We start from the raw sequence: 15040 nt of genomic DNA, 5'->3' as shown, positions 1-15040 counted from the left end.
CGGAGCAGCATCGAATCTAAGCCAAAGCCACCATGGAGGATGAGATGCAGAAATTTTTCGGAATCGGATTGACATGCGGATTGTTCGTTGCAAGTGTCGGAGCACATGCGTTCAATGGCGAACAACTCGCCAAGAATGCCAAGATTGGCATTGCGGAAGCGCGCTCTATCGCTCTCAAGGCGCATCCGGGAAAAATCGTCGATGAAGAACTGGAAAGAGAGGCTGGGGGCACTGGATTGCGGTATTCCTTCGATATTCGCACGGGACACGCAACTCAGGAGGTCGGAGTTGACGCTCATGACGGGACCGTTCTGGAAAACAAGCTGGAAGGACCCAACCCTGACTGATGCGTTGGCGTCCTGTCGTGCCGGAATTTTGCATGTCTATTGGCTGATAGGCGTTAACCCCTCACACTCGAAGCCCGCGAAGCTCCTTTCTCGACGATTTCTGCGCTCCGGAGTGTATCCGCGGGCAGCATCGGTGCGTTCTCCTCCCATGTCCGGATAAGAAAACCCTAAGCTTGACTGGCGCACACTCTGCAGTTGAAGAGACGACGTATGCGCCTACTAATCGTCCAAGACGACAACCGCTTCCGCGCCTACAGGATGAACTCGGGCATGTGCCGCGCGTGACGCTGTCGCCCGAGACGGAAATGCATGAGCGCGACATGGGCCGCGAGGGCGCCGCACAACGGGAGGTGGGTGTCGTTCTGAAGCGCTTCTCGCCCGAAGGCGCGTTGTTCGATGATGCGACGGTCGTCGTCGAGGTCGGCGCAAGTCTGCGGCTCTTCGGCGGTCTGCTCGCGCTTTGTCGCGAAGCGAAGGCTGTCCTCAATGCACTTGGCTTTACCGCACGAATTAGCGCCGCGCCGACTGGCCAGGGCGCCTGGCTGCTCGCGAAATATGGTAACCGGCGCGTATTGAAACTGGCATCGCTTGAGCATCGCCTCGCTGCGTGACTTCTGCTTCAACTGCCTGCTCGGTATCACTTTCCATCGCGACGAATGATGGAAAGCCATTGGCGCTTTAACTTCGGAGGTGACTGCCCCAAGTTGCCTGCCTCATGACGTCGACCTCGGCTCTGGCCAGGGCCAGCCCTTTTTCTCGTTACGTAGGTCTCGCTCTGCGGGTGACACAACTGGGTCCTTTGGCTCGACAGGTGTCGTCTTACCTGCGACACTGCCCACCCGTCCCGGCAACACGTTCCCTTTCACTTCGGGAAGTCCGATTCCAAACCAACGCACTTTCTTTTTAATGTGAGCGACGTATGCGTTCCAGCCGTCAGGGTTGCCATCAAAGAGGTCGTGCTGAACGGTTGACGCAAGCGCATTGCGGTTGAGCTCCGTCTCAAGCAGTTCCTTTGGCCACAGGAAGAACCTTGTTCCGATGATACTCGCCTGGCTGCGGTTACACGACGAAGAAGCACACCGCATGACTGGCCCGTCACGTTCGATTGATTCGGCTACCGGCGCTGCCGTTGCTGCGACGGCAGCGCGTTGAACGGCGGCGGCGCTGCTTTCACGATTTTTTGACTGTGATGACCTGTCCCGTGATGTCCTCGACCAGGCTTCGCTTGTACGCTTGCGCCACCACCGCGGCGGGAGTACCTGCCGAATAGGCCTGCCCCATCGCGGCAAGTGTTTCTGAAACCCAGCCTGGGCTGATGACGTTAACGCGTGCGTTGCCGTGCATTTCGAGAGCTGCGGACCGGACGAACGCCTCGACCCCTGCATTCACGATGCCCACTACGGCACTCCCTGTGACCGGATGCAGGGAGAGAATGCCGCTGGTTACCGTCAGGGACCCGCCTTGTGCGATGTGACCAACCGAGCACCGGACGAGATTGACCTGTCCCATCAGCTTGTTCGTCAGACTAAACGCAAAGTCTTCGTCGGTCAGCGAATCAAGCGGTGCAAATTTCGCTGCACCTGCGGCGCAAATCACGGCATCAACGGTTCCGAGTTGCCGGTACATTGCCACGATGGACGCCTTGTCTGCGAGGTCCACTGACAGGTCCGGGCCATTGCGGCTCGCGCCAATAACCTGGGTGGTCGGACGAGAGCAGGCGAACGATTTCCTTGCCGAGCAGTCCGGTTGCGCCAACTATCAGCACGCGCATAGGTCCTCCTTATCCGGAAGGGTCACGCCACCGCGGAGCGACGCATCACGCTCAGCGTGCAGACGAGCGAATATCGTACTACCGTTCGAGCGGGGGGAGGTCGACTGGATGACGCTGACCGGGCTACGAGCGATGCCTTGAGTTCAACCCCTCCTACGCTGATACGCATCGTAACCTTGCCTGCTTCACGACAAACTTGGTGACAAGCAGGGCTTCGTGTGTCATTTTTTGGGCGCCTATCGGCGGCTGAGCAGCTGACCATCCCATGCTCGTCGTGGGACTGTACGGTCTTGCATGAGCGCGCTCGGCCAGCCGGCATGCTCATCCGCCGTCGCGAAGTGTAGCGGTGTTCGCCGATGGTCTGACGCTGGCGACCGTGGGCTCAGCGAGGTACCCCCTGCATCCGATGAGCGCCACGCTCATATGGGGCCGGCGCCCGTTGGCCGTTGGAGTGGACGGTGCACTCCTGGTCGTCCGGGTATCCGCAACGTTGAGGCAGTCGACCTGGACCCAATGCTTCCGCGAGGGTATACACTGGGCTTGTCTCTTTGGCGGAGAGCACCATGAAAACGCAAAATCTCTCGGGCCCAGACAGGCTGTTGGCAGTATGGCGAAACCTGAATGCTCACGCGGCCAGCGACGGACGGGTCGGATACGAAGTCGACCAGCTGGGACGAGTCGTCGACCATCGACGGGTGTGTCCATGGCATCAACTCCTGGTCACCGACATGTTCTGCCAGCTTGCCTCGCAGTTGGGGCCTCGCGTGGCGATGCGTCAGCCGGTATCAACCCGGTCGTTCGGTATCCGCATCGCCGACGTCGTGTGGATGCCCGAGGAGAAGTGGCCGGAAATCGATTCGGACGCCCCGTTACCTTCCGTTCCCGACCTGTGCATCGAGGTGGTCGCGGACGACAATGACGCCGACCAGGTTGAGCGCAAGGCTGACGCCTACCTCAACAGCGGTGCACAGGAAGTCATCATCGTCGGCCCCCTCGGGAAGGTTGAATTTCGAGGGCTAGACGGTCCGCGTTCGTCATCCTTGTTTCGCGTGACCCTCGAACCGGACCCGATGTTTTTCGCGTGGGCGTGACGTACATCGGCATCGCTCGAAACATCTCTCCTAAAAGCAGTGGTGAAAGTCGGACCTGGTTTCAGAGTCGGTACCGGTCAAAGTTGTCGAAATTTCGATAAGCGAGGAGTTTCTGACCTCGCGGCGCTTCATGTGCTGACGCCAACACAATATTGACCCGCTCGCCAACATTAGACCGACCAGCCAGGTTGGGTAGCGAGTTGTCGATGGCGGAGTTGTTTTCTCAATTGTCAAGCTGGTCAGTTCGATGTCGGCAAATGGGTGAAACTGGTACCGGCGAGAAGAGAGCACGAGGGCAAACTAGAATGTTGGAAGCAGCGTTGGACAATGTGCACGCGGCGTTGATGGGCTTTGCAGTCCAGCACGACGCGCTATTTTCGCTGTTGCTGGTCGCTCCTGCGGCCGTCGCCTGTTTTTTCGCATATTTCATCGTCCGCTACCATGTGCGGGTTGCCCCTGCCTTCATGCACGGGCGCACGGCTGTGTCTACTGGACTCTTCGCGTTGTTCCTCACGGCCAGTGACCAGTATGCATTGCCGCGTGTACTGCGCGCACTCTCGTTCGACACGATGTGCGCCGCCATTCCGTTCATGATGCTTGCCCTTGGCGCGTGCTGGGGTGTATTCCTGGCAAGCGTCATGGCGTGGTGGCATACCCGCCTGGTTGCCCACTGAATCAGGTTCTAACAAAGTCCAACTGACAACTTGAACCTGCTCCTGCAATGCTGAAGAAGCTACTCCGGTCGCCTTCGTTCATGGCGCGTGGGCGATTGGCGTAGACCGAATCCGCTACGCGAAGCAACTGCGAGAATCGTTACGCTCCGGGCCGGGCTTATCGTCGACGTCCGAACAGGCCGGTCGGCTGTCGCGACTGATACCCGACATTTTCTCGGTTTGGCTGGCGTGAGCGTGGTTCGAGCGCCAACCTGCGAGCTTCGTCTGCCTGCGGCGAACTTTCCGACAACTCGTCGTTGTTCCACATCCAGAGGGGCAGAACTGTAATGACAGCCCAGTTAGCCATGTCCTGCACGACGACATAACTGCGGTCGTCGACTTTACTGTAGATGAGGTAGCAGCGCCGGTTGGGCGGAACCTCCCCAAGTGACACGCATCGACCTGCGTCCACCATTTCTCGAACAGAGGTTGCCGACAAGGTAGACCGTTGACTCACTCGTTCCTTCGCGTGAGGTGCGACCCACGACCGTCGATTGCTGGACCGTCTCTTCGAGAAATGCATCTTCGCCTCCCACGCATTGCTGCGGCAGTCAGGCAATCCTATTCCGTGTCGGGGCGCATCGCAACGCGGGCAATGGATGTTCTGAGGAGCTGGTCCGCGGATGCGCTGCGCCACTCGGTAGCGGCGACCGGCCATGCTGCTTGACGCTATCTATGAAGGCTGCAACGAAATCCAGGAACGTCTTGACGACCAGGGCTACAAGGTCACAGCACTTGGCAACATGGTGTAGAGCGAAGCGCGCACCGCCGTGCTCGAAAACATCACGCTCGCCGCGCTTGACTGTTACTTCGAGATGCATGAGAAGGAACCTGAGACCGTCTCACAGGTAAACGCATCAAGCCTAGTTTGACACAACGAGCACGTACGAGACTTCAGCCAAATCCGATTCGAAGCCCCACCGCGCTTATGCCTAGTGCAGCCTTCTTGTTGGCAAGCTCACGCACCTGCGCGCGGTTCGAGGGCGGGAAGAATCCTAAAACAAGGCTTGTCGGCAAGATTCGAGAGACCCGAAAACATGCTTCTGGTTCTCCTTAGTCGTCTTCGTTCTTAGGTAACGGAGGATTTTTCGGCGGTATCTGATTGGACTCGCGAAGGAGTCCGGTGTCCATAGTCGGCGCGCTTGCAGGCGGCCCGAGGTCACGGAGCCGCAAGTCAGCCTCTTACTCTGGTGTAAGTGGACCGCCGACGATGTCGTCAAACGGCCCGCCGTGACTATTGCGCAAGATGAGAATCGCGGCCTGAATCTCTTTTAACGCTCTCTCAAAATCTCCGCGTGCCTCCAGCCGCTGGGCGTTCGTGCCAGCCATAGCCAGCAACATTCGGTCGCGGTCTCGAAGCAAATCGTAACCCCATGAGCGAAGGCGCTTCTTTGTATCGTCGAGCGCCCAGCCGCACTTGAATGCCTGGGTTTTGAATGGCTCCGGCGCATTCTTCCAGATGCTTTCCGTCGCGCGTTCAAGTTGCTCCATCGCCTGCAGATATTGAGAAACGTCCATCTGCCGCTCCTTGGTCTGTCCCGCAACCACGAGCCTCAAGGGCCGCCAGTTTGCTGACGCGCTCACGCGTAGGCGACAGCCCCCATCGGCACAATCAGCGAACGGTGCCAACCCTCAAATTGGTCCCTGCGCACGCATGTCCATTGGCGCGTACACCTCTGAGAATCCGAGCAGAGAAGGAAGAAGAAACTCCACATCGCGCGTCGTCCGCGAATTTGAGATGTCCGGAAATTGGCTTCTGGTTCTCTTCAGGCGTCCTCTTTCTTCGGCATAGGAGGTGTTTTCGTCGGTATTTGATTGGACTCGCCAGGCCGTCCGGTGTTCATCGTCGGCGCGCTTTTCACTGACGTCGGTGACGCAACCTCGGAAGCAACCGCTCGGACAAAACGACGGCGCACGAATCGCGCCGCCATGCCACCTCTACGAGCGAACACGGGTGCCGCGCAGGGTCCAGAAAAACCGTTCTTGCGAGCAGTAACGAACGAACGTCCGCATTTCCTCCTGCCACAGTGGGGGCCCGGCGATTATGCTCTGGCTGCTTCTGTCCCTGTTCGACGCGCCGACCCATTAGTCTTGCAAGCGCGTGAGTGTCTTGCTTCGACCGTCCTGCGGAGCCGGCTTACCGGCAACGCAGAGGGGATGGTGGGTACACGCCTCCACGCTCGCTGAAGGGAGATGTTTCGTGGCTCGGTGTGAGTCTGCGTTGGTGACGGCTGGCGAGGAGGTGCGTGCTGATTTGACTGATGGCGACCCCGAAAGCGTGCAGGCGAACGAGGTTGCGGCCGCTGGCGATGTCGAGCGCAATGGCGGACAAGCTGCGGACCATCCGGAGAGTGTTGAAACCATCGAACTTATTGACCCCCGTGGCGTGTAAGTCGCGAGGTCGGTGAAGTCAGCAAGTACAGCGCACAGTCTGCTCGCAAGACTCAATGGTTCGATGCCGAAGCTGGACAACCGTGGCGGGTATGCGCATAAGTCAACGGGTCCCAACTTTTGGACTCGCCCCTGCATAACCGGACACGCGGTCACGCTTAGGTTAGTGAATTTGCTTGCTGGCGAAACTCGCGTGGCGAGCGGTATTTCAGAGCGCTGTGCGGATGCGATTCGTTGTAGTGGTCGAACGCGATGGCCAGGTTTTGCAGCGCCGTCCTGGCGTCAGGCTTGGGCATCCACGAGACATAATCGCGCTTCATCGTTTTGACGAAGCTCTCGGCCATCCCGTTGCTCTGCGGACTTCTGACGGGTGTCGTGACGGGCTTCAGGCCGATTGCCCGCGAGAACTTCAGCGTCTCATCGGCAATGTAGCAGGAACCGTTGTCACTAAGCCACTCGATTTCATTGTCGGTTCTCAGCGCTCCGTGGAAGCGGTTCTCGACGGCCTGAAGCATCACGTCACGCACCATGTCACCGGTGTAGCCGCCCGTGCTCGCCACCCAGCTCATGGCCTCGCGGTCGCAGCAATCCAATGCAAAGACGACGCGCAATGGCGCACCATCGTCACAACGGAATTCGAAGCCGTCCGAGCACCAGCGCGCATTGCTTCGCTCCACCGCGACCTTGCCGTCGTGCCGGCGTGCGGACTGGGCATGACAAGGCCGGCGCTCGAGTAGCAGGCCGTAGGTACGCATGACCCGATAAACCCGTTTTGCATTAACGCGAGGTTGGGCCTGCGCGTCCCGGCTTCGCCGCAGCAGCGCCCACACACGCCGGTAGCCGTAGGTGGGCAGCTCGGCAACCAGCCCCCGAAGCTCGGTGACCAGCGGCATGTCGTCCAGGGCTGGCGTCTTGCGCTGGTCGACCCACTCGGCGGGGCGCTTCGATTTGACCGCAAGATTAGAGCGCGACACACCCAGGACTTCACAGACCGTCTTCATCGGTCGTCCCCCGGCAGCAATGGTGAGCGCGCAATCAATTTTTTTGCCCGGCCGTACTCCACTGCTTCGCGGAGGATTTCCACTTCCATGGTCTTCTTGCCCAGCAGCCGCTGGAGTTCGCGAATCTGCTTCGTCGCTTCGACCAGGTCGGAGGCTGGCACCACCTGTTCGCCGGCACTCACGGCTGACAGGCTGCCATCCTGATACAGCTTGCGCCAGGCGAACACCTGGTTCGCATTCACCTGATGGCGACGGGCTACCCCGGAAACGCTCGCTCCGGGTTCGAAGGTCTCACGCACTATCGCGAGTTTCTCCTCGACAGAGCGGCGCCGGCGCTGTTCCGGCTGGGTCAGAACCTCAACGGGTTCTACATGGGAGCTAGGCTTAAACATAGGCGGAAGACTACCTTAAAGTTTAAGCGTTACCTCGTGTCCGGTTTTCGACGGGGCCGTTCCAGAATGCAGGGCAGCACTAGAGCGGTTCGATAGTGAGCCGGAAGTGTGCCTGGAGGATTCGATACGACAGCTTTAATATAAGCCAGTCGCGTCGACTCGCACTCGTTCTTAGCAAGCTCTTGTCCCTCGGACCTGCCCGGCTTGAGGCAAATAATATCTAGGAAGGGAAATGTCGCTGAGCACCATGTATTGCGGGCACTGCTTTCCTAAGGCAGTGGCGGTACTTCGGTAGGCTACTGTCGCGCCCGGCTGTCATACTAATGTTTTCCGCGGGCTGACGAGCGTTCGGAACGAACGACTCAACCGAAGCTCCCAAACGATTTGAAATCGCGCCCGCTGTGGTGCGCGGTCGAAGCTAGACCAGGCGATTGTTGCCAAGTCCGATGAAGAAATATCATGAACGACAATGCACTCTATTTTCCGTACATTGCAGTTCCGAATGAACGCTGGACCATCAAGACGTTGCTATATTGGGACAAGCTCTCTTCAATAGTTCCAATGGCATTCGTTGACCGCCCGGAAAAGCTCGGCAGCTTTATGCGGGACCTCGTCGAGGTGGGATTGGTTGAGCAAGTGATTCCCTCTCGTTATATCCAAAATACCGAAGAATTCGAGAGGTTGTTTATCGAACTCGTCGAATCTCACCTGAATAAACGTCCAATTCACATGGATGCTCGCGAAAATGAACGAGCACACGTGCGCACGCGAATTCACGTCGAGAAGATGTGGGGCATTCCCAAATACCTTGTCGACCGAGGGCTCGCCGAGCAGGTGGACTACTCTTGGTACAACGTAGATGTGCGATTCGCGAATCTGTTCATGGCGTACCTTGCTTCCTGCCTCGGTGGCAACAGTGAACTTAACGCTGTGCCCGTTACCAACGATTTGGCCTTCGCGAGCATGTTCGTGGGAGACGCGCCGCGCCGCGCAGTTTCGCGTGACGTGCATAGACATAAGGCCCGGCAAGTCGTGCTCGATGCCTTGCTTCCTTTTCCAAACGAAGTGGTGACGCTGGAAAAGTTGGTTCAATTCAAACTGCGAAAAGGCCACCTTTTGCCTGCTCTGCGAAGGCTTGTAGAAAGCAAATGTGCGTTTATTGCCGGACTAGAGACTGCAAGCTTGCGAGAAATGGCGACACGACAGGCTATCGAAGATTGCCGTCAACAGGTCGACGAAATCGTTGATGCAATGCGGCCAAGTTGGGGCAAGATTTCCTTCGGTTCTTTGGTTCCGTTGTTCCTTGGCGGTATGAGTTTTACCTCGGCCGACATTTCGACCCCGGGGGGGCTGACGGTGGCGGGCCTAACCTTCGCCGTGAGCGCGTACCAGGCGATAACTGGAGTTCAAGGACTAACGCATGTGCAAGAACGGCGGCCTCTAGCTTACGTTGCACATGCACATTCGAAGTTCCGGCTCAAGTATACCGAGTGATGAATTCCAATTGGACTCGGAGGCTTCAGGCCCATCAGCCTTCAAAAGGCACTATGCCATACTGCGACCAAGTCGGGACTTCGAGGGCACAAGGCTATGCCAGACAACAAAAAGCATCACTTTGTGCCGAAGTTCTATCTCAAGCGGTTCAGCGCTGACGGGAAGAGTATCAACGCTTTCATCCTCAAGTCACACAGAAAGATACTGTCGGCAAATTTAACGAACCAGTGCTACAAAGAATACTTCTACGGAAAGACACTTGACTTCGAGCACGCCCTCGGCCAGGTCGAAGGCGATGCTGCTTCCTTGCTGAGAAAGATTTCAGAAGACAATACCCTGCCAGCGGGTTACAACGACCGCGTCGCATTGATTCTATATATCCTATTGCAGATTGGCCGTACTGAAATAATGGCGACGCAGCTTCGCGAAACGACAGACAAAATCCGCAAGCACGTCTACGCACAAAAAGGAAACGCTGCGGGCAGCGTAGTACGCCAAGTCCCATCCAAGCGCGCGGCCGATTTCTGCGTTGTACTCCTGCGCCATTGTTCTCTCTTTGTGATTGCCCCGGCTACGATAACGGCAGGCGGGGCACTTACTTGAGGGGGCGAAGGACATTGGACGCGCCGCGCTCGTCATCCGTAAGCAGTAAAGGATTCGGCGTATCAGAGAGCAAGCGCGGTACGAGACCGCGAAGTTGAGACCAGCCCTGTAGTAATCCATGGCTACCGACGACTGATATACGAGCCGCGCTCGCTATATCTGCGTGTGCCTACGTCCGGGTCATAGCCGGCCTCCATCATCTCCGCACCAACAAGGTAGATGAGCACCAACACCTCGCCTTGTCGCCCGCGCGCGCAATGCTCCATCACCTCGAAGTCGCCGGCATCGGAGTTTTCGAACCAAACTTCGGCTGGCTGCTTGCCCTGCTTCATCTCGGCACCGGAAGAGGTGGCGAGCTCGTACGCAAAACTGTCGTCATCCAACGCACCCCGTAGAAACCATCGTTTGGGCACATCAGGAGCACGGACATGCCACCGCAATCCGTTTTCCCCGTAGCAGGCGACGACGATGGGTAGGGTGTCTATTTGTGCAAGCCGGATGCAAGTGGCCGTCCGGCTGGCCTGAAAGGTTTCGGCCAAGTCATTGATTTGTCTGAATCCCGGTTTCCCAATGGCCTTCACCATAGGCTGAAAAATCGGCCGAGGCATGAGCAGGTGCGACGCGTACTCGTCGGCGTGCTTCTCATAATCTTTGTTGGATGCCAAGTTGTCGCCGGGGTCATCAACGCGGCAGCGAAACGAGCGGCCACGGTGCATCATCCAGTGGCCGAGCTCATGTGCAATCGAAAATCGCTGCCGGCCGAGGACGGTCGAAGGACGGACAGTAGCTATCGCGCGATTTTCAAAGCCCACGAGCGTCGCTTCACACCCCTGCAGTTCCTGGTATTCAACCTCGAGCCGCGCATCGAATGCGAACGCCTCGACGTCTAGGTCATCCGGCGAAGTTATCCCGAAATCCGCGACCAGCTTTTCGGCCTGCTCACCTGGACTCATTTATCGGAACTCCCGCCCGAACCGTCTGGCAGGTCCAATCGCCTTATGCGCGAGTAAAGCCCCAGCAAGTCCTCGTCGGTCATTTCCTCAAGTTTGCGTGCCGCCAAGGTGTACCGGCCGTCATTCATTGCTTGCAGGATGTAGGCCTTCGCCGACTCAACAGAAACGCCTGCAGTTGTCGGACCGGTCCGGGAGCGGCTGTTTGCAGCCCCTTGCCGAGCGGCCGCCAGCCGTCGGCGTCCCGCTTCTGCCTTTGCGGCTTGCAGCAGACGAAGGCCATGAGCTTTGGCCGAGGCAGCATCGGCGCCGTCCAGCACGTCCTCATCCGACATGTCCAACAGTTCGGCCGCCAAAGCGTCGGCGAGCAAATCGTGAGTTTCGGTCTTCTTTGTCGAGTTCATTGCTGCATCCTCGCCATTTCGTAAGGTGCCAGGCGACGTGCAAGGCGTTTCCTCGCGGCGTCGTGACGTTTTGCATCCATTCCGAGTTCTGCAGCAGCTTCCGCGCCGCGAACTCCGTCCATCCACATGAGCAGGAGCAAATGCGCGTCTTCGTCCTGACTAACGTCCGCCTGGATTTTCTCCAACAGTTGACGTTTCATAAGCGAAACTGCGGGCGTGTGGTGCGATACACCCATCTCGAAATGCTCCCGGCTGGCATCTTCCGGCTCCTCGTCAGTCGTAGAAACGACCTTGAAGGCGTCCACCGGCCCACTCATTTCCTTCTTCAGGTCGTTGCTCGATACGCCCCGCATCGCGACGAATAGAACCAATATCGGCTTGAGTCCGCGCTTCCAGACGCGCTCCTGGCTCAACAACTTCGTAAGTGTTTCCTGGAGCAGGTCATCGCCTGTTATTCCTGTGAGGCTACGTGAAAGGAAATTCGCGAGCCGTTGGGTTCGAGCCCAATCTGCCGGACTCATCTGCAGTAGTTCATTTTCGACTTCGCTTTTGCTCAGTCTGCTCTCAAATTCTGCGGTGTCGGACATTGCCCTGGACACTCCTTTTACAAGACTCCTCTGCTGCTCCTCACGGACGCTAAAAATATATTTATTTGCCGCGTCCGCGGATGCCGTCTGGAGAGTCCTATTGTTTAGGGGCTCGATTTCCTACGTCGGGGCCTTTTTTCTGATTAAGGACATCCAGATGATAGTAAATCGCAAAACTCGCAACATCAACGGGCACCTAACCCACCTGAGCGCAGGGGACGAATATTTCGTCGGGCTGCCGGTCGACGCCGCTTCAGTTGAGAGGCTTCAGCGGCTAGGCTTCGATACCCCGGTTCAAACTGGCCAAAGCATCCTGCCAGCAGCAAAGCGCGGCGCCGCCAGTCGCCGCAACGCTGAAGGGTTTGATGTAATCCACCGGGACCAGCCGAAGGAGACCATGTACAGGCAGATTAGCTGGTCATGGACCGAACACCACGGACGCGACAAAGTGGAGAAAACCGGTGTCAAGGACGTGCCCTACCAGCGCTACCCGAGAACTCGCATCCCGCCGTACGCGATTGAGATGCAGGTGCGGACGCGCAGCGACGGTGCAACGTTTCTCGTCTCTGGTCCGTTCAAGGTACAGGCTGCACTGGACGTTGTGGCAACCAACACGGCGAACGTCTTCCGGGAACAGCTTGGCGGGTTTGAAATCCTGACGTCAGCACTCGAGGCGTGGATTGCATCCCCAATCAGGCGTTTGAACTGGGAGTTGCTGCCGACAGGCCAGAACCCTTGGGCCAGCGCGAAGGCTGCCGTCTCACGGATTGTGGAAAGTGCGGCGCCGGGCAACCGGCCTGTCATCGCTGAACGGTTTGCCGCCATTGGAAGATACGAACCCGGCTTTGTCGCCGTCGGGCGCGGGGGATTTGATGGTTACGTCGTATTTGGATTTCCCGAACTCGGGTTTTGCCTGCTCGAAAACAAACACGTGAACAACGCGACTTATGTTCTCGCCGAGTCCTCGTGGGTAACGGTATCCCAGTTCACGAAGGCAGAAATCCTTGCAACTGGGGTCCATTGCGCGCGTTTGATTCACACGAGGAGCTGGTTTGACGAGCTTGACGCGCTGATGGGCAGCGGAAAGCGGCGCGCTGCCTAAGGGACGGGAACTCACGCTGTCGTCACACAAGCGCAGACGGGCGAGGCAGTGCCTCGCCCGTCGTGCTGACCCGGCTTCGTGCAATTCAGCTCCCTGCCATCACTCACCGTATTGCCCCCACAGTTATCTCTTGCAGCCTGACGGAAACGCGTTCCAACCGTTGCCGCCAGACTTCCTCTGTGGTGCCCGGCCAGTTTCCACCGACGAACCCGCAGTCAAAGCTGTCTCGGTCTGAAAGCGGGAAGCGACTGCTGCGACATCGGTCGCTTCGGCTCAAGCGGCGCGGGCTGGCTTCCGGGCGCTAAAATTTTAGATAACGGCGCATGGCAGCCGGGTCCCCCGCTTGGAGCTTGCGGAAAGTTGCAGAGCGCACGGCCGGCCGCGGTTAGTCGTGCCCGGATGTCAGTCATGTTCACGCTCGTGCGCTCGACTCAGCACTTCCGCGTTCGCGGAAATTCCGGAAATGCCGAATGGCCGCGCCCGCTTTCGGCGGCGAGGAGTCTGGGCAGGAGGAGCAACCGCACGCGGTAAGGCGCTCGCTCCCGCGGCCACGGACGCGTATTCCTGCATCCCTGCACGGATGACCGGCGCACACGCGCGCCTAAGCAGCTTCTTTCTGTGCTGGGAACTGAAGAGGTGCTTTGGGCCAGGAAAAGAACTATAGCCACGTCGGGCCGGATTCGACCGCGCAAGCGGTCCGTGCCGCAGTGAACGGGCAATGCGCACGTCAACTCAAGGCGCTCCTCTTCTGTGCTTTTAAAGAGAAGAGACTCTCTTAATAATGAAGAAACTCTTTTTAGAATACTAGCGAGCGGGTTTATACACGGACTCGCAGTCCTGCCTGCTCGCGTCACGGCGTCGGACATGGGCCGGTCTTTGGCCTGGTCAGCCGTCGGTGCATCGGGACGGAAGGGGACCCGCCCGGCCGCCGGACAACTCGTGCTGACGTCCCGCAACGCACCATGTACGGTCGATTGCCCGTCGACGGACGCAGGCCGCTGCTTGTCGACCAAGTTCGAATCCGCCGGGCAGATTGCGGTCGCGCTGGTCATTTGACAGCCGCCGCTTTGAGACATGAGGCGTGGCTCGGCTCGACCCGCATAACGTTGAGGGCCGCGCGGTCAATTTCATCGCACCAACTTTTTTGCATTGATTGAACTGCAGGCTAAAGGCGGAACCCGGGTAAGCCGATATCAACATGGCATGCGACACTCTCGTCGCAATGAAAGATGCGAGTCGCATTGGGGAACCCGAAACTTCGGGTGTTTGTTATCCAACCAGGACCCACCATGGCTCGCGGTGACGAAGCACGCGTGGCACATCTGTGCATAGACGAGAGCTCACTCCCCGAGGCAGACGGCGTCCCTTTGGGTGTCGTTGCACTCGTTTGCGGTTAAGCCCATCTGGACACTGCCCGATACGACCACACGAAGACGCTGGCGGCGCGGCGGCGATGAACAAAACAAAGGTTGAGTATCTGTGAGTACATTGTCTGGGTTGTTGGCGAATGGTGGGGGGGCAGGCTAACGGTGCAGGAAGCGGGTTCCATTTCCGTGTGGGCGCCTATTTTTCTGCACTTGCAATTGGAGCGCGCAATCTGGGTGACCTTGGCTTCGATGGGGCACGTGTGACGTCGATACGTGTAGAAACCGAGGCGTCGGTAGATGACGTGCTCATTGAAACGGACGCAGGCGGGTACATCGCCATACAGGCGAAGACCACCGTAGAGTGCACGCTGGGCAGCCGACTGGGCAGCGTCGCTGACCAGTTTGTCCGGTACTGGCTGTGCGCCAGTTCCGGGCAGGCACAGTACGGATGGAACCGGCCGCTGAACCCCTCGACGGACAGGTTGTTCCTGGTCGTCGGTCCGGAGGCTTCCAAGCGGATTCGAGTTCACCTTCGGGACGTGCTGGACGTGCACCGGTCTGGGACGCTCTTGCATGCGCAGCCGGAGGCCAGACGGGAAGTGTTCGAAAACTTTCGCGGGCTGCTGTCACAGGCGTGGACAAAGCACACTCACAGGGGGGCAACCGATGACGAATTGCGGGACCTGCTGAATGTATGTGCTGTCCGCGAGTTGGACCTTCACGGCTCCGACAAGCGTCTGGCAGAAGAGGTCTTGCGAACGGTGCTCGACGACCCCGACGAAGCCGGCACTGCGTTTCGGGGTGCTCAGTGACCACCAGGCGGTACA

At 58.3% G+C, this 15040-nt stretch carries 14 protein-coding genes and 1 pseudogene; 9 read left to right on the top strand and 6 right to left on the bottom strand.

Annotation, left to right across the window (positions count from 1 at the left end):
• Positions 1 to 44: 44 nt before the first annotated feature.
• Both OKW44_RS26780 and OKW44_RS26775 read left to right on the top strand, forming a co-directional pair.
• Positions 45 to 347, top strand: coding sequence for a PepSY domain-containing protein (locus tag OKW44_RS26780; protein WP_026225554.1), 303 nt, complete (start codon positions 45 to 47; stop codon positions 345 to 347).
• 281 nt (positions 348 to 628) lie between these two features.
• A pseudogene (locus OKW44_RS26775) lies at positions 629 to 955 on the top strand (DNA polymerase Y family protein); the annotation flags it as partial.
• Between the two features lie 562 nt (positions 956 to 1517).
• On the opposite strand, the gene OKW44_RS26770 reads toward OKW44_RS26775, so the two are convergent.
• Entirely contained in the window at positions 1518 to 2006 is a 489-nt protein-coding gene (locus OKW44_RS26770) for a short chain dehydrogenase (RefSeq protein WP_239499023.1), read from the bottom strand.
• Between the two features lie 675 nt (positions 2007 to 2681).
• Here OKW44_RS26770 and OKW44_RS26765 point away from each other — a divergent pair.
• Both OKW44_RS26765 and OKW44_RS26760 read left to right on the top strand, forming a co-directional pair.
• Positions 2682 to 3209 carry a Uma2 family endonuclease gene (locus tag OKW44_RS26765; RefSeq protein ID WP_018419062.1) on the top strand — a complete coding sequence of 176 codons (528 nt, stop codon included), beginning with the start codon at positions 2682 to 2684 and terminating at the stop codon, positions 3207 to 3209.
• Positions 3210 to 3514: 305 nt separating this feature from the next.
• Positions 3515 to 3883 carry a hypothetical protein gene (locus OKW44_RS26760; protein WP_018419063.1) on the top strand — a complete coding sequence of 123 codons (369 nt, stop codon included), beginning with the start codon at positions 3515 to 3517 and terminating at the stop codon, positions 3881 to 3883.
• Between the two features lie 1221 nt (positions 3884 to 5104).
• On the opposite strand, the gene OKW44_RS26755 is transcribed toward OKW44_RS26760, so the two are convergent.
• Positions 5105 to 5440: a hypothetical protein gene (locus OKW44_RS26755; protein ID WP_018419065.1), complete on the bottom strand. Its 336-nt coding sequence runs from the start codon at positions 5438 to 5440 to the stop codon at positions 5105 to 5107.
• Between the two features lie 703 nt (positions 5441 to 6143).
• On the opposite strand from OKW44_RS26755, the gene OKW44_RS26750 reads away from it, so the two are divergent.
• The gene (locus OKW44_RS26750; protein ID WP_018419066.1) at positions 6144 to 6314 is read left to right on the top strand and encodes a hypothetical protein; all 171 of its coding nucleotides are present in this window, start codon (positions 6144 to 6146) and stop codon (positions 6312 to 6314) included.
• 157 nt (positions 6315 to 6471) lie between these two features.
• On the opposite strand, the gene OKW44_RS26745 is transcribed toward OKW44_RS26750, so the two are convergent.
• Positions 6472 to 7706 (bottom strand): IS3 family transposase gene (locus tag OKW44_RS26745; RefSeq protein ID WP_280784466.1). Its coding sequence is split into 2 segments (ribosomal slippage): positions 6472 to 7352 and positions 7352 to 7706, totalling 1236 coding nucleotides; the frame shifts between segments, so codons are not numbered across the junction.
• Between the two features lie 459 nt (positions 7707 to 8165).
• On the opposite strand from OKW44_RS26745, the gene OKW44_RS26740 reads away from it, so the two are divergent.
• Complete coding sequence (locus tag OKW44_RS26740) at positions 8166 to 9200, top strand: hypothetical protein (RefSeq protein WP_018419069.1); 1035 nt, start codon at positions 8166 to 8168, stop codon at positions 9198 to 9200.
• A gap of 96 nt (positions 9201 to 9296) precedes the next feature.
• Positions 9297 to 9803, top strand: coding sequence for a DUF4238 domain-containing protein (locus OKW44_RS26735; protein ID WP_018419070.1), 507 nt, complete (start codon positions 9297 to 9299; stop codon positions 9801 to 9803).
• Between the two features lie 122 nt (positions 9804 to 9925).
• Here OKW44_RS26735 and OKW44_RS26730 read toward each other — a convergent pair whose 3' ends face one another.
• The 3 genes from OKW44_RS26730 to OKW44_RS26720 are packed head-to-tail and all read right to left on the bottom strand — an operon-like array spanning position 9926 to position 11744.
• Positions 9926 to 10756, bottom strand: coding sequence for an ImmA/IrrE family metallo-endopeptidase (locus OKW44_RS26730; RefSeq protein WP_018419071.1), 831 nt, complete (start codon positions 10754 to 10756; stop codon positions 9926 to 9928).
• On the bottom strand, positions 10753 to 11157 hold the full coding sequence (locus OKW44_RS26725; protein WP_018419072.1) for a hypothetical protein: 405 nt from the start codon (positions 11155 to 11157) through the stop codon (positions 10753 to 10755). Before OKW44_RS26725 ends, OKW44_RS26730 begins: the two co-directional genes overlap by 4 nt.
• Complete coding sequence (locus OKW44_RS26720; protein ID WP_018419073.1) at positions 11154 to 11744, bottom strand: RNA polymerase sigma factor; 591 nt, start codon at positions 11742 to 11744, stop codon at positions 11154 to 11156. Before OKW44_RS26720 ends, OKW44_RS26725 begins: the two co-directional genes overlap by 4 nt.
• A 157-nt stretch (positions 11745 to 11901) precedes the next feature.
• On the opposite strand from OKW44_RS26720, the gene OKW44_RS26715 reads away from it, so the two are divergent.
• A complete protein-coding gene (locus OKW44_RS26715; RefSeq protein WP_026225555.1) occupies positions 11902 to 12846 on the top strand; it encodes a hypothetical protein in 945 nt (314 codons plus the stop codon).
• A gap of 1555 nt (positions 12847 to 14401) precedes the next feature.
• Positions 14402 to 15025, top strand: a complete 624-nt coding sequence (locus OKW44_RS26710; RefSeq protein WP_162633915.1) for a hypothetical protein — start codon at positions 14402 to 14404, stop codon at positions 15023 to 15025.
• Positions 15026 to 15040: the final 15 nt, after the last annotated feature.

The sequence above is a fragment of the Paraburkholderia lebeckiae genome (assembly GCF_050436325.1).
GTDB lineage: Bacteria > Pseudomonadota > Gammaproteobacteria > Burkholderiales > Burkholderiaceae > Paraburkholderia > Paraburkholderia tuberum.
This window is presented reverse-complemented; position numbering and strand designations above follow the sequence as displayed.